17 protein-coding genes are annotated in these 21,191 nt (G+C 71.9%); 5 read left to right on the forward strand and 12 right to left on the reverse strand.

What is annotated here, in order from left to right; genetic code table 11:
- Positions 1-4 precede the first annotated feature (4 nt).
- The 3 genes from ACIHAA_RS27580 (at position 5) to ACIHAA_RS27590 (ending at position 4,021) form a co-directional block, all read left to right on the forward strand.
- Positions 5-658, forward strand: a complete 654-nt coding sequence (locus ACIHAA_RS27580; protein WP_399821760.1) for a DUF4255 domain-containing protein — start codon at positions 5-7, stop codon at positions 656-658.
- Between the two features lie 472 nt (positions 659-1,130).
- A complete protein-coding gene (locus tag ACIHAA_RS27585) occupies positions 1,131-3,779 on the forward strand; it encodes a DNRLRE domain-containing protein (RefSeq protein ID WP_399821762.1) in 2,649 nt (882 codons plus the stop codon).
- Positions 3,776-4,021 carry a hypothetical protein gene (locus tag ACIHAA_RS27590; protein ID WP_399821764.1) on the forward strand — a complete coding sequence of 82 codons (246 nt, stop codon included), beginning with the start codon at positions 3,776-3,778 and terminating at the stop codon, positions 4,019-4,021. The genes ACIHAA_RS27585 and ACIHAA_RS27590 overlap by 4 nt, the downstream gene beginning before the upstream one ends.
- 245 nt (positions 4,022-4,266) lie before the next feature.
- On the opposite strand, the gene ACIHAA_RS27595 is transcribed toward ACIHAA_RS27590, so the two are convergent.
- Together ACIHAA_RS27595 and ACIHAA_RS27600 are read right to left on the reverse strand one after the other, a co-directional pair.
- Complete coding sequence (locus tag ACIHAA_RS27595) at positions 4,267-4,965, reverse strand: TipAS antibiotic-recognition domain-containing protein (protein WP_399821766.1); 699 nt, start codon at positions 4,963-4,965, stop codon at positions 4,267-4,269.
- A 1-nt stretch (position 4,966) separates the two neighbouring features.
- Positions 4,967-5,581 (reverse strand): TetR-like C-terminal domain-containing protein, encoded by a 615-nt coding sequence (locus ACIHAA_RS27600; protein ID WP_399821769.1) that lies wholly within the window; start codon positions 5,579-5,581, stop codon positions 4,967-4,969.
- Positions 5,582-5,704: 123 nt separating this feature from the next.
- On the opposite strand from ACIHAA_RS27600, the gene ACIHAA_RS27605 reads away from it, so the two are divergent.
- Both ACIHAA_RS27605 and ACIHAA_RS27610 read left to right on the forward strand, forming a co-directional pair.
- Positions 5,705-6,910, forward strand: coding sequence for an alpha/beta hydrolase family protein (locus ACIHAA_RS27605; RefSeq protein ID WP_399821770.1), 1,206 nt, complete (start codon positions 5,705-5,707; stop codon positions 6,908-6,910).
- 167 nt (positions 6,911-7,077) lie between these two features.
- Positions 7,078-7,587: a hypothetical protein gene (locus tag ACIHAA_RS27610; RefSeq protein ID WP_399821772.1), complete on the forward strand. Its 510-nt coding sequence runs from the start codon at positions 7,078-7,080 to the stop codon at positions 7,585-7,587.
- Positions 7,588-7,620: 33 nt separating this feature from the next.
- Here ACIHAA_RS27610 and ACIHAA_RS27615 read toward each other — a convergent pair whose 3' ends face one another.
- The 10 genes from ACIHAA_RS27615 to ACIHAA_RS27660 form a co-directional block, all read right to left on the reverse strand.
- A complete protein-coding gene (locus ACIHAA_RS27615) occupies positions 7,621-9,993 on the reverse strand; it encodes a lantibiotic dehydratase (protein ID WP_399821774.1) in 2,373 nt (790 codons plus the stop codon).
- A gap of 142 nt (positions 9,994-10,135) precedes the next feature.
- Positions 10,136-11,155 carry an ornithine cyclodeaminase gene (locus ACIHAA_RS27620; RefSeq protein ID WP_399821776.1) on the reverse strand — a complete coding sequence of 340 codons (1,020 nt, stop codon included), beginning with the start codon at positions 11,153-11,155 and terminating at the stop codon, positions 10,136-10,138.
- On the reverse strand, positions 11,076-12,704 hold the full coding sequence (locus tag ACIHAA_RS27625) for an MFS transporter (protein ID WP_399821778.1): 1,629 nt from the start codon (positions 12,702-12,704) through the stop codon (positions 11,076-11,078). The genes ACIHAA_RS27620 and ACIHAA_RS27625 overlap by 80 nt, the downstream gene beginning before the upstream one ends.
- Positions 12,705-12,735: 31 nt before the next feature.
- Positions 12,736-13,137 carry a DUF1707 domain-containing protein gene (locus ACIHAA_RS27630; protein WP_399821780.1) on the reverse strand — a complete coding sequence of 134 codons (402 nt, stop codon included), beginning with the start codon at positions 13,135-13,137 and terminating at the stop codon, positions 12,736-12,738.
- The gene (locus tag ACIHAA_RS27635) at positions 13,134-14,672 is read right to left on the reverse strand and encodes a phytoene desaturase family protein (protein ID WP_399821782.1); all 1,539 of its coding nucleotides are present in this window, start codon (positions 14,670-14,672) and stop codon (positions 13,134-13,136) included. The genes ACIHAA_RS27630 and ACIHAA_RS27635 overlap by 4 nt, the downstream gene beginning before the upstream one ends.
- A gap of 1 nt (position 14,673) precedes the next feature.
- Positions 14,674-15,984, reverse strand: a complete 1,311-nt coding sequence (locus ACIHAA_RS27640; protein ID WP_399821784.1) for a hypothetical protein — start codon at positions 15,982-15,984, stop codon at positions 14,674-14,676.
- Position 15,985: 1 nt separating this feature from the next.
- Complete coding sequence (locus tag ACIHAA_RS27645; RefSeq protein WP_399821786.1) at positions 15,986-16,486, reverse strand: hypothetical protein; 501 nt, start codon at positions 16,484-16,486, stop codon at positions 15,986-15,988.
- A gap of 11 nt (positions 16,487-16,497) precedes the next feature.
- Entirely contained in the window at positions 16,498-17,706 is a 1,209-nt protein-coding gene (locus tag ACIHAA_RS27650) for an ABC transporter permease (protein WP_399821788.1), read from the reverse strand.
- The gene (locus ACIHAA_RS27655) at positions 17,706-18,662 is read right to left on the reverse strand and encodes an ABC transporter ATP-binding protein (protein ID WP_399821790.1); all 957 of its coding nucleotides are present in this window, start codon (positions 18,660-18,662) and stop codon (positions 17,706-17,708) included. The genes ACIHAA_RS27650 and ACIHAA_RS27655 overlap by 1 nt, the downstream gene beginning before the upstream one ends.
- Positions 18,659-21,190 (reverse strand): beta-ketoacyl synthase N-terminal-like domain-containing protein, encoded by a 2,532-nt coding sequence (locus ACIHAA_RS27660; RefSeq protein WP_399821792.1) that lies wholly within the window; start codon positions 21,188-21,190, stop codon positions 18,659-18,661. Before ACIHAA_RS27660 ends, ACIHAA_RS27655 begins: the two co-directional genes overlap by 4 nt.
- Between the last annotated feature and the right edge of the window lies 1 nt (position 21,191).

The following is a 21,191-nucleotide window of genomic DNA, read 5'->3' on the forward strand; positions in this document are numbered from 1 at the left end:
ATAGTTGAGCATCGTCCAGCACATAGACGTCACCCTTGAGCAGGAGTTGCGACAAGGCCCCTTGCACGGTGTGCACGCCGAGGTCGCCTTCGAGACCCCGAACTCCGACTGGGTCGCGCGCCGTTCGGGCCTGTGTGTGAACCTCTTCCTCCACAGCGTCGAGGAAGAGGTCACGCAGCGGCAGACCGGTGACTCCACCGTCGTCGACGAGACCGGGGTCGTCATCGGTTACCGTCGTCCGACCCGTTATTTCAGGCTCGGCTACGCCCTCACGGTCTGGGCCCAGAATCCGCGCGACGAACACAGCCTCCTCGGGACCCTGCTGGAGTGGTGCGTGGCCACGGAGAAGCTCGCCCCCTACCGCGACCCGGCTGCCGGTCCCCTGGTGCTGAAACTCCGCGACACCCCGGAGGGATCGGAGCCCCTGTCGGTCAAACTCTGGTCGAGCCTGGGCACTCCTCCCCGCCCTGTCCTGGACCTGCTGGTGACCGTCCCCGTCGTCCGCCCGCCCACGACGGTGGAGAGCGAGCCGGTCAAGGGCGTGACGCTGCGGGCGCAGCGGCTGGACCCGCCGGTCGTGCCCGAGGAGCCGCCGGCGCGGGCGCCGCGGCCGGCTGGGGCACGGCGGCCGCGCCGCAACGTGGAGGAGATCGTCTGAGCCTGCCCCACCCGGACAAGTGGGGTCCGCCCCGGCCCATCAGGACGGGAGAGGTGACGTCGCCGACCAGGTCGTCGAAGTCCGGGTGCAGCGGTTCGCGGTCGAACAGGGGGAGGTTGAGCAGGAAGGGGGCTCGGCGCTCCACGCCGTCAGGGTCTCGGCGAAGACCGCGGTCAGGGCGAGCGCCGGGCTTGGGGCGCGGCGCCTGGCCGAGTGGTCCGCCGTGTCGCCAACGACGCCGTGCAGCTCGCGGACGGCCGCGCGTTCGGCACCGGACCCTGCACTCGCCGGTCAAGCGGCCTGGCACCCGCGCCGGGTTTGATGAGGCCGTGCGATGCACCGAACTCATCCAGAGACAGGGTGATTTAGGTTCTATTTGCATTCACTTTAATGTCGCTTTAACCTTGCGCCGTTACTGATCACGGACCACGCCCCCTCAGACCAGGGGCTGGTCCTGAACGCAAGGACACACATGCCGTCGATACGACGCGGGCATCGCCGAGCCGTCGCCGCGGGGGGTGTTTCGGCGCTTGCGGCGCTCGCCCTGCTCGGTTCGTCCGTTCCGGCCCTGGCCGACGGGGAGGACGCAGCCGCCGCGCGTGAGGCCCTACTTGAGGCCACGCGCGCCGAGCATCCCTTGCGCGGACCCGTCACCGAGGCCGACACCGCCGAGTCCGCCCTGCTCGCAGCCCAGGTGTTCGGCCGCCAGGTGGAGGTACTGGACCGCAGGACCGAGACGTCCACCACCTGGGCCGACCCCGCCGGAACCCTCACCACCACGGTCAGTGGCGGCCCCGTGCGGATGCTTGAGCACGGCCGGTGGGTCGATGTGAACGCCACCCTGCGGCGGCAGGCGGACGGCGAGGTGGAGGCCGAGGCGCATCCGGGAGACCTGCGCCTGGCCGGCCCCGGGGGCGCCAAGGCCCGCTCGGCCAGGGAGGCCGCCGAGGCTCCGGCGTCCGCCGCACGCGATCTGATCACCCTGGGGGCCGGCGCCCGGAAGATCGGTGTGCAGTGGAAGGGAGGCCTGCCGGCCCCGGTCCTGGACGGGGCAAGGGCGACCTACCCGGAGGCGGTGCCCGGGGCCGATCTGGTGGTGGATGCCACCCGCACCGGCTTCGAGCAGTACCTCACCCTCAAGCAGCGCCCCGCCGACGGTGTCGCGCCCATGACCCTGCCGCTGAAGATCCCGGGCCTGAAGGCTGCTCAGCAGGCCGACGGCTCGGTTGCCTTCACCGAACGCGGGACCGGTGAGCAGGTCGCTGTCATGCCCGCGCCGGTGATGTGGGACGCCCGGGTCGACGAGCGCTCCGGTGAACACAAGCACAGCACCCGGGTGCCGATGACGGTCGCCCAGGACGGCGACACCGTCGAGCTGCGGCTCACCCCGGACCCCGGGTTCCTGGCGGACCCGGCGACGCAGTACCCGGTGACCGTCGACCCGGCCACGGACACCCTCTCCGTCATGTTCGACACCTTCGTCCAGGGCGGTGACACCACGGACCAGTCGGCGTCCACCGATCTCAAGCTGGGCTGGCCCGGCGACCACATCGGCTCCACCAAGCGCATCGCCCGCTCCTTCATCACCTGGGAGACCGGTCAGTTCGCCGACGCGCTCGTCACGGACGCCAAGGTCGAGCTGTACAACTACCACTCCTGGTCGTGCGAGAGGCGCGGCTGGGAGGTGTGGGCGGCCGACCCTGCGGACACCTCCAGCCGCTGGACACAACAGCCGGCGCTGAAGCAGAAGACCGCCGCGTCCACCGAGACCCGCAGCGGCAGCTGCAACAACGCAGGCTGGGTGAGCGCGGATGTGACCGAACTGGCGAAGACATGGGCGAGCGCCAAGTCGGCGACCGGTTCGGTGGCGCTGAAGGCCGCGGACGAGTCCGACACGTACTCCTGGAAGCGCTTCTACTCCTCGGAGGCCACCGACGACAGGATCCCGAGGCTGACCGTCACCTTCAACTACCGTCCCAGGAACGGCAGCAACCTTCAGGCCGGCCCGCCCTTCTACAGCCAGGACGGTGTCTACAAGGTCGGCAGCCTCACCCCGACGCTGCGCTTCACCACCGAGGACGTCAACGAGGACGACATGGTCCAGGGCACCTTCGAGGTCAAGGAGAAGGCGACCGGTGAGGTCGTCGCGCTGTTCAACTCCGCGTTCGTGCGCTCGGGCGGGACCGCGGCCGCCAAGGTGCCGGCGGGCAAGCTCGTCAGCGGCCGCGCCTACACCTTCCGTACGACCACCTACGACGGTACGCACTACGCCAACGGCTGGTCGGAGCCGGTGACCTTCACCGTGGACACCTCGTGGGAGCCGGGTGCGGCCATCGATGCCCTCGGCGCGGCCAACGCCACTCTGGACGCCGCCGACATCACCCCGGCCACCACCAGCGACAGCCGGTACGCGGCCGTCGCCGAGACGGCGACCGGCACGGTCACCGTGCCGTGGGACCCGAAGGGGACCACCGAAGTGAAACCGGACGACATCGCCCCGGTCGGCATCGGTTCCGGCGCCAGGCAGCGCGGAGTCAATCTCAACGGCAGCGTGGTCCACGCCGACGCCGCCTCCGCGGTGGACACGGTGGTCCAGCCCACGCTCGCGGGCGGCAGCCGTACGTTGCAGGTCATCAAGAAGGCAGGCGCACCGCAGGAGTACCGCGTTCCACTCAGCCTGCCCGCGGGCGCAAGGCTCCGGCAAGAAGGTGACGGCTCCATCGTGATCGTGCCCGCGGACCCGGACGAGCCGGTCGCAGCCGTCAACGCTCCCTGGGCCAAGGACGCCCGCGGCAACGACGTCCCCACCTCCTACCGGCTGGACGGCGACACGCTGGTGCAGCGGGTGGACTTCACCGCGGCCACGGCCTTCCCGGTCGTCGCCGACCCCTGGTGGAACCCGTTCACCTGGAAGTGGAAGCGGATCGGCAAGACGGTGAAGAACGCGGCCAAGAAGTGCGGCGTGGGCGCCCTCGCCGCCTACGTCCCCGTCCAGTCCCACCACGTGAGCGTCAACATCCAGCGCGCCCGCAGCGGACTGCGGATGGTGAAGTTCGCGGGCGGCCCCTGGGGCTACGTCTCGGTCGCCGCGGCCGGCTGCCTGATGGGTCAGCTGTCATGAGCGGCGAGAAGCGCAGACATGTGCAGTCCGTACTGGGCATGACCGGCGAGGGCCGGCCCGGCGGCCGGTGGGCCTCAGTCGTGGATCTGGTGGTGATGCTGGCCGCGCTGATCGCCACCGTCCTCGTCTGCCGTGCCCTCGGACTCGACACCTGGCTCGCCCTCGTGATCGGCGGCTGCGCGGGAGCAGTCACCAACCGACTCGGCCTCGGCTCGCGCATCACACGAGGCAGAAGAGGCTGAACAACGGGGCACGGGGGTGGTACCGAGTCCCTCGGTACCACCCCCGGCCGCACCTTCGGTTCGCTGCCTCCACCTCATGTTCCTCGTGCGGGCCGCAAGGACACCGATCAACGAACCGAGTCGGCCGTCACCGCTGGGCGGCAGAGAGGACGGCGTCCTGGCCGGCTGCCGACGCCCGCACCGCCGCAACGAGGTGGGACCGAGGAAGGCTGGATCCGGGCTCGGTGTCCGCCGTGCCGCCTTGGTCAGCCGAGCCGTGTGTCGGCGTAGGCCTCGATGGCGTCGCGCTGACACGCGGCAAGGCCCGGTGCGATGGCCTCGTACGCGGTGCGCCAGGCGTCGTTGTCCACGCAGGAGCGCCCCATGGCCCGGTATTCGTCGGTGGAGACGGTCCGCAACGCGGTCAGGATCTGGTACTGGGCGTCGATCTCGGCCTGTACGCGCCCGGCATCGGCCGGCTGGCCGACCGCCATGAGCTCGGCCAGCCGGATCATCTGCGCGGTGCGCTCACGCTGCCCGGACTCGACATCACGCGGGCTCATCCCGGCGACGTGGCGCGCGACCGCTTCGGAGTGCTCGGGAAAGTCACGCAGACTCCCCCGGTACGGGGAGGGCACCACGCCCTCGAACAGGTTTTCCGGTCGGTTGATGGTCACAGGTGTGCCGTCCTTTCTGGACTGCTCCACTCCGGCGATCGTGCGCGAGACGGTGTCGGCCAGGGCGTCGAGCCGGTCACGTTCGGCGAGCAGCCGACGACGGTGGCCGCGCAGGGCCTCCACCTCGTCGAGCTGATCGGCCAGGGCCCGGTCGGTCTCCGGCAACCCCAGGCACAGCGCCCGCAGGACCAGGATCTGCTGCAACACCAGCAGCTCGCGCTCTGCATAGCCCCCCGGGACCCTCAAGGCCAACGGCAGAGCCGGTCGATGCTGGTGGACGAAGAGCAAGCTAGGCAGCGATCGCGGCGATGAGTGTGTCGGTGAGGCGGTCGAGGTGGTCGGGGGCTGTGGGGGTGCGGAGGACGGCGAGGCGCCAGTACAGCGGGCCGACGAGAAGGTCGAGAGCGGGCTCGCAGTCGATGTCGGCGGGCAGTTCGCCGCGTTCGACGGCCCGGTCCAGCATGCGGGCCGCCCTGCCTCGGCGGGGGTCGCGGACTGCCTCGAAGAGTGCCCGCCGCAGTTCGGGGTTGCGGGCGCCCTCTGCGAGCAGGTCGGGGACGATCCTGTAGGCAAGCGGCGGGAGCAGGGCGTCCGCGACCTCGGTGAGGAACATGAGTACGTCTCCGCGCCGCATGCCGGTGTCGGCGGGGTGTGGCGCAGCTACGGCGACGGCGGTGACCAGGGCGACGGTCATCTCCCGTTTCGACGGCCAGCGGCGGTAGATGGCGGCCTTTCCCGCCCGGGCGCGTTTGGCGACCGCTTCGAGTGAGAGCCGCGCGTAACCGGTCGATGCCAGTTCTTCGAAGAAGGCGGTCGCGATCGCCTCCGTCACGGAGTCCTGGAGGACAGGCCCTCCGGGCGCCCGGCGCACGGAGGCGGGGGGCTGTGCGGGGGTGCTGGTCATGCCCAGGGACCCACATGAGACGGAACGGTTGCGTCTCGGCTGAATCCAGACTACTGTCCTGCTCGAAGCGAGACGGAACGGCCCCGTCTCGACAGCGGTTAGCACTGACAGTGAGGTAGAGCCATGCGATTCCTGTTCGAGGACGAGTCCTTCTCCTTCGAGGCGCTGCGCGCGGCCGGCTTCGCCAACTATGGCGGCGCGGACCTCGGCGAGGTCGTGGCCACAGCCCGCAACATTCCCGAAGGCGATGAGGATGCCTGGCTGCGCGAGTGGGTGAAGACCGCCGAGCGCGTCCACGCTATCGGCGCCCGAGCTCTGACCGGCGGGCACCGGGTGAGCGCCCGCGAGGCCCTGCTCCGCGCCTCGAGCTACTACCGCACCGCCGAGTTCTACCGCCGCGACGACCCCGACAACGACCCGGAGGTCAAGCGCCTGTCCACGCTCTCCCGCGAAACCTTCGCCACCGCCGCGTCCTTGATGGACACCCCCGTCGAGTCCGTCCGGATCCCTTACGAGGACACGACGCTGCCCGGTTACCTCTTCCTCGTCGACGACTCGGGCACCCCCCGCCCGACCGTCATCTTCACCAGCGGCTTCGACTCAACCCTGGAAGAGGCCTACTTCGCCATCGGCGCGGCCGCGCTGCGCCGCGGCTACAACGTGCTGGCGTACGACGGCCCGGGCCAGGGAGCCGCGCTGCGTGAGCAGCACCTGGTCTTCCGCCCGGACTGGGAGGCCGTGGTCACCCCGGTGGTCGACTACGCGCTGACCCGCCCGGAAACAGCCCCCGACCGACTGGTCCTGATGGGCTACAGCCTCGGCGGCTACCTCACGGCTCGCGCCGCCGCCCACGAACACCGCCTGGCCGCCCTGGTCCTGGACGACGGCCTCTACGACTACCACGACGCCCACACCCGCATGATGCCGCCGTTCCTGAGCGAGTGGGTCGAGACCGGACGCGACGAGCTGGCCAACCCCGTCGCGAGCCTGCTCATGCAGAACAACACCCAGCTGCGCTGGGCCCTGCGCAACGGTGTGTGGGCGTTCGGCGCCGCCTCACCCGCGGACTACATCCGCCGCACCACCGACTACACCCTTGAGGGTGTCGTCCAGCTCATCGAATGCCCGACCCTCATCCTGGACGCCGAGAACGACCAGTTCTTCCGCGGCCAGCCCCAGCGCGTCGCCGACGCCCTGACCTGCCCCCACACCCTGATCACCCTTCCCGAGGACGAAGGTGCGGGCGAGCACTGCCACATGGGAGCCATGTCCCGCTTCCACCAGGTCACCTTCGACTGGCTCGAGACCACCCTCGCCCCGGCGAAGTAGGAACTCCTCGCCAGCTCCCGCAGGGCCCCGAAAGGGCGATTTCCGGGGCCCTGCGGGGCCCTGCCCGACCGGTACCCCGACTCCCGCCGGACGCGGCGAGCAGACGTCCCGAAGATGCACAGCAGAGCCACCGACGCACGATCCGAGATCAACGAGGGGCCATGAATATGACCGGCTACGCGACCGAAGGCTGGACCGACATGTTCCTGTGTGCGGGAGGAGCCGCAGCAGCGCTCTGCGGCCTCATCTTCGTCGGCCTGAGTGTCAACCTCCGAGCCGTCCTGGAGATGGAGAAACGCGAAGGTCACAACTCCATGACGGGCCGCGCTCTCGAAGCCCTCGTTGCACTGCTCATCGTTGTCGTCGTCAGCATAGTTGCGCTGACCCCGGCCCTCAGCCGGAGCGCACTGGCCGCCTTCGTTCTCGCCAATGCCGTGGGAAGCGCGATTTCGCCCTGTAGGGCCGCGCTCTCCGGCCGGGGCAAGGGCGCGCCGCCCGCCGCGGTGCTGATCAGGCTGTCCGTGGCCGCCGCGCTGACCCTCACCCTGCTGGCCGCCGGTACATCCCTTGCAGCAGGCCAGGGGGGCGGCTTGTACTGGCTGCCCGTCACGTTCGTCCTCGCTGTCCTGGTCGCAGCCGTCAACGCCTGGGTCCTCCTCGTCGAAGTCCTGCGGTGAACGGCCGCCCACTTGATTTCTGCTGGTCGCGAGTCACCGAGTACCAGGGCTCTGCGGCCCGTCGGCCACGTGGAGTCGGAGCTCGCTGACATAGCCTCTCCCCTCGGAGTCCTGCACCCAGGTCTCCTCGGGGTCGGGCAGAGCCTCGCTGACCACGAGTTCCGCATCGGGGCCCAGGCGGCGGCCCGCTGTGCGCAGCAGGGTGCACAAGGAGGCCACGAACACCGGGCTGGTGAAGTCGACGAAGACGGGCTTCATCTCTCCTTCGATCTTCGCGAACACTCTTTCCGGACAGCCGAGTTGGGCTCTCCAACGGCGTATCGCGAGATAGTCGTCCCGCTCGCTGCCCCCGGCGCCTCTGCCGCGCGGTGGCAGGGACACGGCATCGACCGTGGTCCGCCATGTCTCACGGAGGATCACAAGGTGGTCGATGGCCACGCGCGGCATGTGCGGGACGCGGGTGATCGACTTGTAGGCGTCGACGGCGATCAGGGTGAGCGGGACGCCGAAGAGTTCCGCCAACGGAACGCCGGTACCGTCCGGAAGTTCCGCCGTCACCCTCGCGTCGGTCGGAGAGCGGCGCAGCCGCACCGCCGACGTGGGGATCAGGCGGCGACGTTCGACTCCGGGCGCCGGGGTGAAGCCGAGCAGCAGATCACCGGCTCCCGGCTCGGCGGGCACCATCCGCCCGGTGTTGCGCGGCCACGTGGCGGGCAGCAGCGGCACGATGCGCGGACGGCCGTGGTCGGCGTTGACCTGCCGAGCCGCACCCTCCGGGTCGTCGGCGGACCAGGTGAAGAGATTGACCGCCATGGTCGGCGCGCAGGCGTGCATCTCACCGAGGACGACCTCGTACGCACCGCTGTTGATGTCCTGGAGCGACCGTGCGCGGATCTGGAGGTCGGGGCTGTGCAGGCGGGCCGCCGACCAGCCGGGGCGGTCGGCCGGGAAGACCCGGTGTACGGCCGGGGCCAGGTCGGCGGAGCGGAGACGCAGCACCGACGGGGTGCGGGCTTCCTCGGTGTCGAGGCCGAGGAATGCGTGCCAGCGGCCCGCGAACGCCTCCATGACGTCATCGACGGGGCGCCGGTGCTCGCTCCAGAACAGGCGCAGCGCCGGGCCCCACAACGCGCCGAGGTCGATCTCGTCGCGGTCTCCCGCGACTTTCTCGTACAGCGCGGTCAGTTCGCGTTCGTATGCCTCGACCAGCGCGACGCCGAACCAGCGGGTGGCTTGCAGCACGATGTCCAGCGGAGGCGCGAGGCGGTCGAGGAAGGCACCGCCGATGGTCGCGTCGACAGCGCGGGTGGTGTCCTCATAGCACAGGCCGCGCCCCGCGTAGGTCTTGCCGTGGTTGCGGCTCGGACGGTGCCCGGTGAGCGCCGTGAACTCGCTGTCGAGTCGGTCCAGTGCGGTGGCGAGCGCGCCGCTGTCGCCCCCGGCGTCCTCGATCGCGGTGCGGGCGGCGAGGAGCCGGGCGAAGGAGGCACGGGCGCGGCCGCCGGCGAGGGGGTCCTCGATGGCGGTCAGGCGGCGCCGCAGGGTCGCCTCCGCTCGGGCATCGGTGGGGAGGTTGGCGCCCTGGCCGATGAGCCGCCGGTGCCCGAGCCGGGCGAGGATGCGGTGGACCTCACGGGGGTCGTCGATCGTGGTGTCGGGGTCGGCGGCCAGGCGGCGGGCGATGACCTCGGCCGGGGTCTCTCCGTCGCACCTGGCGATGACCTGGGCCTGTTGCGCGGTCAGTGGGAGCGGCGCAGCACCGGGACGCAGCAGGCGCAGGCCGTCGAGGGCCAGATGGGAGTGGAGCACCGGCGGCAGCCAGGCGCGGATGGCCGGGTCTTCGGCGAGCCGATTGCCGAAGACGCCCAGTGCCCAGGGTTCGAAGAAGACGCGACGGCGGTCGACGAGCGTGGGGCCGGGCCGCAGGGAGACGGTCTCGGGCGAGGTCGGGTCGACACGAATCCACGCGGACGGTCCGAAGAAGCCGATCGTCTCGGCCTTGGCGCAGTAGCGCTGCCAGTAGCGGCTCAGGTCTTGTTCACGGCGCCGCCGGGTGGTGTTGCGGGGCGCGGGCGGGCCGCTGCGGGCGAGTGAGTCGAGGAGGGTGAGGGCGGTGCGGTTCTGCCAGGTCATGGCTTCGCGCAGCAGCGGGTCGGCGGTGATGGCGTCGATGACGTGTGCGCAGGTGTCGGCGGCCGCGGCGAGAGCCGCTTCGAAGTGGGCTCGCTCGCAGGTCCCGGCGAGGTGGGCGTCGGCGACGGCGGCGCAGGCGGGTGCGCCGAGGCGGGTGAGGCCGGTGGCGGGGAATCCGGCGGTGCGCAGAACGGCGTCCTTCCACACCCGGCGGCCGGTGCGGCCGAGCGGGACGGTGTGGTCGCCCGTGTGCTGATCGGTGTGCGGTGGCATGGATGGCAGCCTGTCTTCCTCGTCGAGCGATGGGGGCAAAGGTGCGCGGCGACGCCGGGTTTCCTCTCATCGGCCGGGCGTCGGGGCATGGGTGTTGACGTGGTCGGCGCCCATGGGAGAGGTGATGCGGGTCGTCACCGCGTCACCGTGGCAGCCGGACGCCCAGGCCGCGTCGGAGTGCCTCTCGTTCCACGGCGGCGCCCAGGGCGACGTCGTTGACCGCCATGCCGAAGGGGTTGAACACGGCGCGTCCGTCCGCGGGCATGCCGACCTGGGTGATCCCGGCGACGAGTTCGCCGATCTCGGCGTCGATGGAGCGGGCGCCGGGCACCGCGTCGGCGTACTGGGTGATCTTCCCGTCGGCGATGAGGCGGCCGAGCAGTCGGCGGTGGTCGGCAGCGACCAGCATGCGGCTGTCGACGACGAGGAGGTCGGCTCGGGTGAGGAGGGCTTCGGTGCAGTCGTCGAGGCCCACATTGACCGTGACGCTGCCGGGTGGGACGTCGTCGATGTCGAGGTAGGGGTGGCTCGTTGTCGTGGCGGCGATGATGAGACCGGCCCCGGCGAGCGCTTCGGCGCGGTCGTGGACGGCGGTCACGCGCAGCGGGTGCAGCTCGGCGGCGAGGGTGGCGGCGGCCTCGCGGCAGCGCTCGGTGTCGATGTCGTAGAGCCGTACGGTGCGCAGGCCGGGCCGTAGAGCACGGGCGAGAACGCGGGCGTGGGCCAGGCCGATCGGGCCGGTGCCGATGATGGCGGCCTCCCGGACGGGGGACGGCGCCAGGTGCAGGGCGCCGAGCGCGCTGACGGCCGCGGTGCGGGTGGCGGACAGGTCTCCGGCCGCCATGAGGGTGCGGACCCGGGCGGTGTCGACGTCGTACAGGGCCAACAGGCCGGAGGCGCGCGGCAGTCCCCTCGCCGGGTTGCCGAGGCAACTGTTGATGATCTTCATGCCCGCGGTGGTGGCGGGGTTCCCGAACGCGGCCGGGAGGCTGAGACTGCGGGCCCAGCCGTCGGTCTGCTCCCAGCGCAGATACGCCTCCTCGGGGAGGATCGCCGTCCCGCGGGCGTGGTCGGACTGGGCGTCAGCGATGGCGTCCACCGCCGGCAGGTCCTCGAGTACGGCGGCGACGGAAGGCGTGTCCAGATAGAGGATGTCGTTCACGCGTGTGCTTTCCCTTCGATGTGGTGCGGGTCGGGTGACGGCTCGTGTACGCGGCGAGGCAGGCGGCACAGAGGAGGATCGCCGTGGCGGTGACGTAGGCCGCCGACACTGCCTCGGACAGGGCACCGGCGACGGCGTCGAGGACGCGGGGCGGTGGCCGCGTGCCGCTGGACGCACCGCCGTCGCGCACAGCGCGGGCCACCGTGTCGACCAGTGAGGCGGGCAGGCCGGTGCGGGCGAGGGCTCCGGGCAGACCGGCCGTGAGGTGGGAAGCGAAGACGCTGCCGAGGACCGAGGTGCCCAGGACGGAGCCGAGTTGGCGGAAGGCGGTGGCACTGTTGGACGCGGCCGCGCCGTCGTGGGCGTCGACCGCCATGATGGCGGCGGTTGTCGCGGGGGTAACGGTGAGGCCCAGGGCGGTGCCGAGCAGTGCCATCCCGGCGACGACGGTCGCGGTGGAGGCACCGGAGTCCTGGAACGCGGCGAGCACACCGGCACCGACGGCGGAGAACAGAAACCCGACGGCCGCCACGCGCAGGGGCGCGAACCGGGCCAGGAGACGTCCGCACACCGTGTTGGTCACCAGGAACGGCACGACGAGTGCCGGGAGGTGGACGGCCGCCGCGAGCGGGGACATTCCCCGCGCACTCTGGAAGTACAGGGTCTGGAGGTAGCAGGCGCCTACGAATCCGAGCATGGCGCAGGCCGCGAGGATCAGCCCGGCCAGGTGCGGGAGTCGGCCCATGGGACGCACCCGCAGCATGGGATCGGCCGCGCGGCGCTCGACGAGGACGAGCGCGAGGACTCCGAGCAGCCCCGCGCCCAGCGCGGCGAGGGTGACGGGATCGTCGTAGCCGCTGTGACCGGCGCGGGTGATGGCATACACCGTCAGTCCCAGGCCCACGATCGCGCACGCCTGTCCCGGCAGGTCCAGGGTGCGGCCGGGGGTGCGCGATTCCGCGACGCCCGCCAGCGTCAACGCGACGGTGACGAGGGACAGCGGCAGGTTGACCAGATAGGCGGCGTGCCAGCCGTACCGTTCGACGAGCAGACCGCCCAGGATCGGCCCGCAGGCCAGGGCGATTCCCGAGGACGTGACCCACACGGAGACGCGGCGCATACGCCGGGCGGGGTCGTCGGTGCTCAGGGAGAGGATCGCCAGCGAGGTGGGCAGCACCAGCGCTCCCCCGACGCCGCTGACGACACGGCCCGCCAGGAGATGCGCGTAGGTGCCGGCTGTCGCGGCGATGAGGGAACCGCAGCCGAACAGGACGGTGCCCACCAGATACATGCGGCGCCGCCCGTAGCGTTCCGCGAGGGTGCCGCCGGTGAGGACGAGCACGGCGACCACCAGCGTGTAGAGGCCTGCGATCCAGCTCAACGCGCCGGTGGGGACGTGCAGATCGTCCTGGATGGCACGCACGGTGGCCATGGCGGCCGTGGTCTCCTGAAGGCTCATCACGACACCGGCGCAGCAGGCGGCCGTGGTGAGTACCGGATGACGGGGCGCGCGGAGGGCTCGTGGGGGCGAGCCGATGTCGAGGGTCACGGGTGCTCCTGGCGTGCGCGAGGTGGTCGGCTCATCCGCGGTCCCGCCTGCGACGAGTCCGGCGGTGCGAGCGCAGGCTGACTCCGGTGACCGCGGTGAACGCGACCGGGATCAGGACGAGTTGCCAGACTCCGGTGAGCAGCACGATCACAAGGGTCAGGGGCCACACCGCTCCGGCCGCCCACGCCGCGGCGCGCCCCGCGGACGACGTCTTGGCGGTGGGCGCCTTCTCCGCGTACGGCGGTCTCGGGTCGGGCAGGTCGGCGAAGAGGGCACAGAGCTCGTCGCGGTGCCCGGCGTTCAGGGCGGCGGCTGCGCGGTCCTCGTAGGCGGCGAAGTCGATGCGCCCTGCCGCGTGGTGTGCGGCGAGGGCGTCGACGGCCTGGTCGCGTTCGCTGTCGCCGACGCGCAGCGCCTGCGGGTCGCGGGTCATGCGGCTGCTCCTTTCCGTCCCGGCGCCAGGAGGCGGCGGCGGGTGATGGCCTCCGCGCACACGACTCCGCTCAGGGCGGTGCCGACGATGCCGCTGCCGTAGCGGGTGCTCTGGCCGACGACGTACAGGCCCCGGACGGCCGTCTCGACCCCCGGTCGGGCAGCGAGGGTCCCCCAGCGGGCCAGGCCGTAGGGGGTGCCGCCGGAGGAGCCGGTGTAGCGCGTGTGGGTGAGGCCGGTCGATGTCTCGATGTGGTCGATGTGGTCCTCCAGCGGTCCGAGGGCGTCCTCGGCCGCCGCCAGCAACATGTGCCGCAGGCGTTGTTTGTCGTGGAGGTAGCAGGGGTCGCGGCGGTAGCGCGGCGGGTAGGTCCCGGGCATCGCGTAGGGCACCATCACCTGGAGGTTGGCGTGCCCGGGCGGGCACACCGCGGGCGACTCGGGGTCCTTGAGCGAGGCGAACGACAGGAAGGCGAAGGGCAGCCGTCCACTCGGGCAGCCCGCTTCCAGTTCCTTGTACGCCGCTTCGGCGTCCCATTCGGTGTGCTGCCAGAGGTTGGTGTTCGGCAGGTGGTCCAGCGGACGGGACAGGCCGAGGTAGAGCACGGCGACCGGCAGACGCATGGCGGCCTCGCGGGTCCGGCGCGCGAAGGCGGGCGGGAAATGCTCGGCCCCCGTCAGCTCCAGGACGGTGCGCGGGAAGTCCGCTCCGGAGACCACCAGCGGCGCTGTGATCGTCTCGCCCGAGGCCAGGCGCACCCCCGTCACGGTGCCGCGCTCGACGAGGATCCGCTCGACGCGGCTGCGGGTGCGCACGGATCCGCCGTGCTCGGTGATCGACTCGATCAGCGCCGTGCCGAGGGTGTGGCCGCCGCCCTCGGGATAGGAGGCGCCGCGCAGATAGCTGTCCAGCATGTAGACATGGGTCAGCACCGTGGTGCGGCTCGGCGGTGTTCCGTAGTTGCCGGACTGCGCCGCGAACAGTGCCGCCGCGCGTGGCGACAGGCCGCAGTGGGCGAAGAGTTCGGCCAGGGTGCGGGAGGCCCAGCGGGCCGGGCGGTCGGCGGGTTCGGGCGGGTCGGGACGGCTCCGAGCGGTGCCCAGGAGCGCGGCGCGCTTCTCGTCGCCGATCGCCGCGCAGATGCCGAGGAGGCGCTCGATGCCGTGGGTGTCGGCCGGGCATGCGGCGATCAGCCGCTCGCGGTAGGTGGACCATCCGGCGCCGACCTTCAGGGTGTGGCCGGGGAAGGTGACGGTGTCGAAGCAGTCGGGGTCCAACGGGCGCAGGCGCACCCGGTCGTCGATGCCGAGGCCCCGGTACACGGCGGTGAGCAGACCGTCGGGGTCGCAGTCGCCCAGGTAGTGGACGCCGACATCGAACTCGTACCGGCGTCTGCGGCGGAAGGCATGGGTGCTTCCCCCCGGTATGGAGTGCTGCTCGCACACCAGGACCCGGCGCCCCTCTGCCGCGAGGTACGCGGCGCACACCAGTGCGCCCATGCCGCTGCCGATGACCACGGCGTCCTGACGCTCCATGTCAGACCTCCGCCCGGGCGTCGGCGGAGTCCGCGTCGTCGAGGTGGGCCAGAAGGCTGTCGCGGATGTGCTCGAGGAGGGCTTCGGCACGGTGGCCCATGCCCGGACCGTCGGCGCAGGACAGTGATATCTCGGCGTGGTTAGGCAGTTGGTAGGCGGTCAGGAAGACGGGCGCGTAGGTGACGAACATCGGCAGCGAGTACACGGTGTGCGCGGTGAAGGCGGGTGTGGACAGAGTCGCGGGGTCGACCCGGCCGACGTGGGAGACGACCGCCGTGCACGGCGCGAGGGGGCCGGAGCTGACGGCCTCGGTGCCGGTGGACAAGGTGCGGGCGACACCGTGCTCGACGACGGGATCCAGACCGCCGGAGCCCAGTTCCCGGTGCTCGGCGAGGGCGCCGCGCAGCCGGTCGCGGACAGCGGTCCACGGGGTCCGGGCCGGAACGTCCAGATACAGCGGAAGCGTCAGATTGGCGGTGGAGCGCAGCTCGGGGCGGTGCCGACGCAGGCTGACGGGGACCACGAACCGCGAGGGTTCTCCGGTCAGCGCGGCGATCGCGGCGATCGTCCTGGCGGCCAGGGCGTGATGGAGTCCGGGGATCGTACGTCGGCGCCACAGCCAGGTGCCGGGTTCGGCGGGGTCGGTGTCCATCGGGTCGGTGTCCACCGGGTGGGCGCTCGCCGGGCGGACGTTCACCGGGTCGGCGTCAGCCGGGCGGGCGTTCGCGGGCCGCGGGCCGGAGGGCCGGGTCCCGGTGGAGCGCGCGGCGGCGGGAAGGCGCGCCAGCGGGGAGGCGCAGTCCCTGGGCAGCGAGCCGTGTCGGGGGCGCGGCGGGAACGCGTCGACGATGTCGGTCTCGGTGACGGTCGAGAGGGCGGGGACGCCCGGCTCACCCCGCAGCGCGGCGAATACGTTGGCGGCCCAGGCGAGTACGCCCTGGCCGTCCATCACCGCGTGGAAGGCACGGAAGACGAGACGGTCGGCGCCCGGACCGGCCAGCAGGATCTCGCAGTTGGGACCGGTCGAGGCATGGAAGGGGGCGCGCAGCGCGGCATGGCGGAAGCCCCGGTCGGCCACGGCGTCGACCACGCGGCGCACGGCGGGCGCCGGGCCGCCCTCGGCCCAGGTGCGCCCTCGGCGCACGATGCGGGACCCGGGGCAGCGGACCGCCGCCCTCGCGACCGCCTCGCTCAACGCCTTCCGGTCGATGCTTCCGGTGCCTTCGACGACGAGCTGGATCGCCATGGGCGGGGTGACCACCGAGCGGGCGATGTAGAGGCGTTCGGTCGGTGAGATGGCGCGGGAGTACATGTCACCACCGGCCCGGCAGGTCGAACGTCACCGGCAGCGGGGCATGGGCGGCGACGGCGAGGTGTATGCCGGGCTCGACCCGTGCGGCGCGCACCCACCATCCGCAGCCGGTGAGGCGCCAGCCCGGTCGCCAGGTGGGCAACTCCACCTTCACGGGCCGCGTCCCGGCGCGCCCCTGTGCCTTGAGCAGGGCTTCCACCTCGGCCCACTCCCGTATCCCGGCGGGGGCGCCGATGACGGTGGAGAGCCATCCCAGGGCGGCCCGGCGTACGCGGTCCTCCTGGATGTCGACGCCGATCCATGTGCCGTGCGCCACGGCCGTCGCGCCGACGCCGCCGGTGTGCGAGACCGAGCCGCGCCGGTTCGTGCCGGGCCAGTACCAGCGGCCGTCCGGGGTCCTGACGGGCGTTCCATGGCCGAGTGCGACGAGGAGGGCGCGGCCGGAGGGGCTGCGATGGCGCCCGAAGTCGTCACGGGCCGTGGGGGTGTGGGTGACGCTCACATGGATTCCTCTCATCGCGCGAACCGGAATCTGGGCAGGGCCAGGGCGAACGCCGCCACTCCGAGGCCGGTCAGGCACAGCGACGCGGGCAGCACGGCGCTCACCGCGGCACCGCGTACCAACACGTCCTGGTAGGCGTTGAGGCCGATGCCCTGGGGGACGTACTCCGCGATACGCCGCATGAAGTCGGGCATGAACACACCCGGCACCATGCAGCCGCCGAGGGCCGCGAGGACGATGACGGTGATCGTGCCGAGTGTGCTGGCCTGGGATTCGCTGCGCGCCCATGCCGACAGCAGGACGCCGAACCCGACGGCGCACACCGCGAGGCCCACCGTGATCGGCACCAGCGCGAGGGGGTGTGGGCCCAGTCCCATGCCGAAGACGATCCGGCCGAAGGCGAACATCGTGGCGAGTTGCACCAGGGACACCAGCAGGTACGGGACCACCTTCCCGGCGAGGATGCGACGGCGCGGCAGCGGGGTGGACAGCAGACGCTGGAACGTGCCGTCGCGTTTCTCCACCATGATCGACGCGGTCAGCAACGTCACGATGAAGAAGGTGTACATCACGGCGTATCCCGGCACGTTCTGCTGGTAGACCGACGGGTAGGAGGGGCGGCCACTGCCCTGCGGGCCGACGGTCGATGTGCCGATCTTCGGGGCGTCGGCGAGCCCGGCGAGTTCCTTCTCCAGCGCGGCGCGGCGGGCCGGGTCGGTCGTCTGTTCCAGCTGCCGGCGCAGGACGTCGTCGGTACGGACCACCGTGGCGACCGTTTCGGCGGTTGCCTGGATCGCCCCTTGCAGCGGGTCGACGCTCTGGCGCGGCGTCGCGGAATCCACGACGAACGACAGGCGTGGCTCGGCGCGGCGGTCGATCGCCGCGGTGAAGCCCTCCGGGATCACCACGGCCAGGTCGGCGCCTCCGTCGCGCACCAGCCCGTCGGCGCGGGAGCGGGTGAGGGGGCTGTCGGCGGAGCCGGTCAGCAACTCGGTGCCGTTGACGCCGTGCAGGGCGTCCTTGAGCCCGCGCGCTCCCGCACCGCGGTCCTCGTCGACGACCGCGACGCGCAGCCGCGGCGTGGATCCCAGGTCCTGGAAGGACTGTCCGAGGGCCAGGCTCATGACCGTGATGAACAGCATGGGCGACAGGAACAGGGTGACCAGGACGGTGCGGTCGCGGAGCAGGACGGCGAGTTCCTTGCGCATCATGGCGAACATCACGCACCGTCCCTCAGGGACCGGCCGGTGAGGTCCAGGAACAGCGTCTCCAGGTCCGGGCGCAGCACCTGGAGTCCGCCCACGTCCAGATGGAGCGTGTCGGCGGCCCGCAGGACATCTCCCAGGGTGCGGCGCATGTCGTTCACCCGCATCCGGATCGTCCTGCCGTCGACGTCGACGGCACCGCTCGCTCCGAGGGCCGCCGCGACGGTGTTCACCCCCGCCGGGAGGGCCGCGCACTGCTCGGGGTCGAGGGGCCAGAGGAGAACTCCGCCGCCCAGGGGTTCCACCAGGGCGCCGGGGGTTCCGGCGGCGAGGACGCGTCCCTCTTCGAGGATGACGACGCGGTCGCAGAGGGCCTCTACCTCGGGCATGTAGTGGCTGGTGTAGACGACGGCCATGCCCTCGTCGGCGCGCAGTCTGCGTACCGCCTCGAAGATGCGGTTGCGGCTGTGCGGGTCGACGCCGACGGTCGGCTCGTCCAGGAACAGCAGACGGGGCCGGTGCAGCACGCCCACCGCGATGTTGAGGCGGCGGCGCATACCGCCGGAGTACGTGGCCACGGTGTCGCCCGCCCGGTCGCTCAAGCCGACGGTGTCGAGCGCCCGGCCCACGGCCCTGGCCCGCTCGCGGCCGGTCAGTCCGTAGACCCCGGCGAAGAACTTCAGGTTCTGGCGTGCCGAGAGCGTCGGATACAGCGCGATGTCCTGGGGTACGACGCCGAGTTGGCGCTTGGCGCGGGCCGGATGCGCGGCCAGGTCGATCCCGCCGATCCGCACCGTGCCCGCGTCCGGGGCCAGCGAGCCGGACAGCATCGCGATCGACGTCGACTTGCCCGCGCCGTTGGCGCCGAGGAAGCCGACGATCTCGCCTTCCTCGACGTCGAAGGACAGCCCGTCCACGGCGACGCGGCGGCCGAAGCGCTTGGTCACGCCGGTCGCGTCGAGCACCTTCACCGCTCCCACCTCGATACGGCCATCGCCGCGTGGCTCGCGCCGTACGCGAATCCCGACACGAGGGCATGGGTCACCGCGCGGTCGAGACCGCCGTGCGGCACCAGGCCCGGCACTGCACCCGGGGCACGTTTCACGCCCGCGGTGCCGGGGAGCCTGCCGACGCCCATCGCGTCGAGCGCGGCGACAAGGCCGAAGCCGGGCGCCGACCCCTGGGTCTCTCCCACGATCGCCTTGACCGCGTTCACCGGCCGGTCGGCGAGCCCGCTCAGCGCCAGTGCGGCGGCTTCGGTGTCGTCGACGGCCGGGCGCCCCATCGCCGCGGCGCACACCATGTCGATGTCACCGGGCGAGAGGGACGCGCTGTCGAGCGCCTGTGTCAGCGACCGCGCCCAGGCGCGCCCGTCCCGACGCAGTCCCGCGACACCGCTGATGTCGGAGGCGAGCCCGAACCCTGCGATCCGCCCCAGGGGTTCACAGCCCAGTTCGGCGGCATGGTCGGCGGCGTCGAGTTGCACGGCCACCGCGCCCGCCGAGAGGACGGTGCCACCGCCTTGATACGGACGGATGTCGTCGCCGAGGAAACCGGGGATCTTCACATGCCCGGCGACCAGGATGTCGGGACAGTCGTCGGCCATGACCACGGTGATCCGGCGGGCGGCGCCCCGGCGGATCAGCCGGTACGCGTAGTGCAGCGCGCCGATGCCGCTGGTGCCGCCGCTGCACACGGTCGCGGTCACACCGCGGAACCGGTGCAGGATGGCGACGTGCCCCACGGCCGCGTTGACCACGGTGTTGGGGAAGTGCTTCGGGTTGGCGCCGGACGCGCCGTGCAGAACGACGCCTCGGTGGAAGTCCTCCACCGGGGTGCCCGGGATCAGACCGGTCGCGAAGATCAGCCCCGTCTCGTCGGCGACGCCACGCGGCGGCTTGCCGTGTCGACGGTGCAACTCGGCCACGGCGGAGGCCGCGAGAGCGCCGGTGGGATCCATACGGCGCAGGGCCGCGGGATTGATCCCGCGCGTGATGGCCGTCGCGTCGACCCGTCCGACGCGGCGCGGCCCGTAGCCGGGCACTTCGAAGGTGTCGCGGTACAGCGGCGTGCCGACGCGGAGCGCCCTGGTCAGCTCCTCGTGCGTCGACGCCGCACCGGCGATCCCGGCGATTCCGGTGATCACGACGTCCGGTTCCGGCTCGCTCCTCGCTGTGCCGTCCTCACGCCCGTCGCCCTCGGTGGCGGCGGAACGGCGCAGCACCAGCGCCGCGTTGTTGCCGCCGAACGCGAAAGAGTTGGAGACCGCTACGTCGACGCGGCCCCTGCGAGCGGTGTCCGCGACGATGTCCAGCCCGACCCGGCTGTGCTTCGCCGGGTCCGCGGAAGCGTCCGCGTCGGCGCGCGCAGCGGCCGCCTCCGCGTGGGCCGTGGGGCCGGACTCCGCCTCCGGGTCGGCCGTGGAGCCGGACTCCGCCTTCGGTGAGGCGGTCGCCGCCCGGCCCGCGGGGGTGATCGTCGGCGGCAGGGTGCTGTCGCGGATCGCGAGTGCGCAGCACGCCGCCTCGACCGCTCCTGCGGCGCCGAGGGTGTGGCCCACCATCGACTTGGTCGAACTCACCGGCGGGATGGGCGAGAAGAGGGCCGCGATGGCCTTGGGCTCCACGCTGTCGTTGGCCGGGGTTCCGGTGCCGTGTCCGTTGACGTAGTCGACCTCGGTGGCGTCGACACCGGCCGCGTCCAGTGCCGCCCGCATCGCTCGCAGGGCGCCCCGGCCGCCGGGATCGGGTGCGGTCTGGTGGTGGGCGTCGGTCGACAGCCCGTATCCGGCGACCTCCGCGATCGCCGGGGCCTTCCGGCGCGCTGCGGCCCGGGCATGCTCAAGGACCAGGAAACCTGCGCCCTCCCCCAGCGTCAGTCCGCCCGAGCGGGTGTACGGCGAGCAGGGGTCGCGGTCGAGTGCGCCGAGACTGTTGAACCCGTGAAAGGACAGCGCCGCCAAGGGGTCGACGCCTCCGACGAGGACGGCGTCGACTTCGCCGGACCGCATCAGCTCCCAGCCGTAGCCGATGGCCACGGCGCCTGCCGCGCAGGCGTTGGACAGCAGGCTGCGCGGGCCGGTGAGGCCCGTGGCCTCGGCGACGGCGTCGGCCACGCTGTGCAGCGCATAGCCGGTGAGCAGCCGGACGTCGGCCGCGCGCGGTCCGCCGTCGAGGAACTGCCGGTGCCAGCGCTCCATCGTGCGGATGGTGCCCAGACTGCTGCCGACGACAACGCCGACCCGCTCCGCCGCGTACCCCTCAAGGCCGGCCTGGGCGACGGCCTCGCGGGCCGCGGTCACGGCCAGGCCCAGGCAACGGTCGACATCCGGATCCTCACGGAACGGAGCCTCGCCGCCCACCTGCGTGGAGAGACCTTCGGTGTCGACGGCGTCGACGGCCCGCAGGGCACTGCGGCCCTCCTTCATCGCGGCCCAGCTCGTCTCGGTGTCGGCACCCAGCGCGGTGATCAGGCCGATCCCGGTGATGACGACGCCCATG

This window comes from Streptomyces sp. NPDC052040, from assembly GCF_044548405.1.
Classification (GTDB): domain Bacteria; phylum Actinomycetota; class Actinomycetes; order Streptomycetales; family Streptomycetaceae; genus Streptomyces.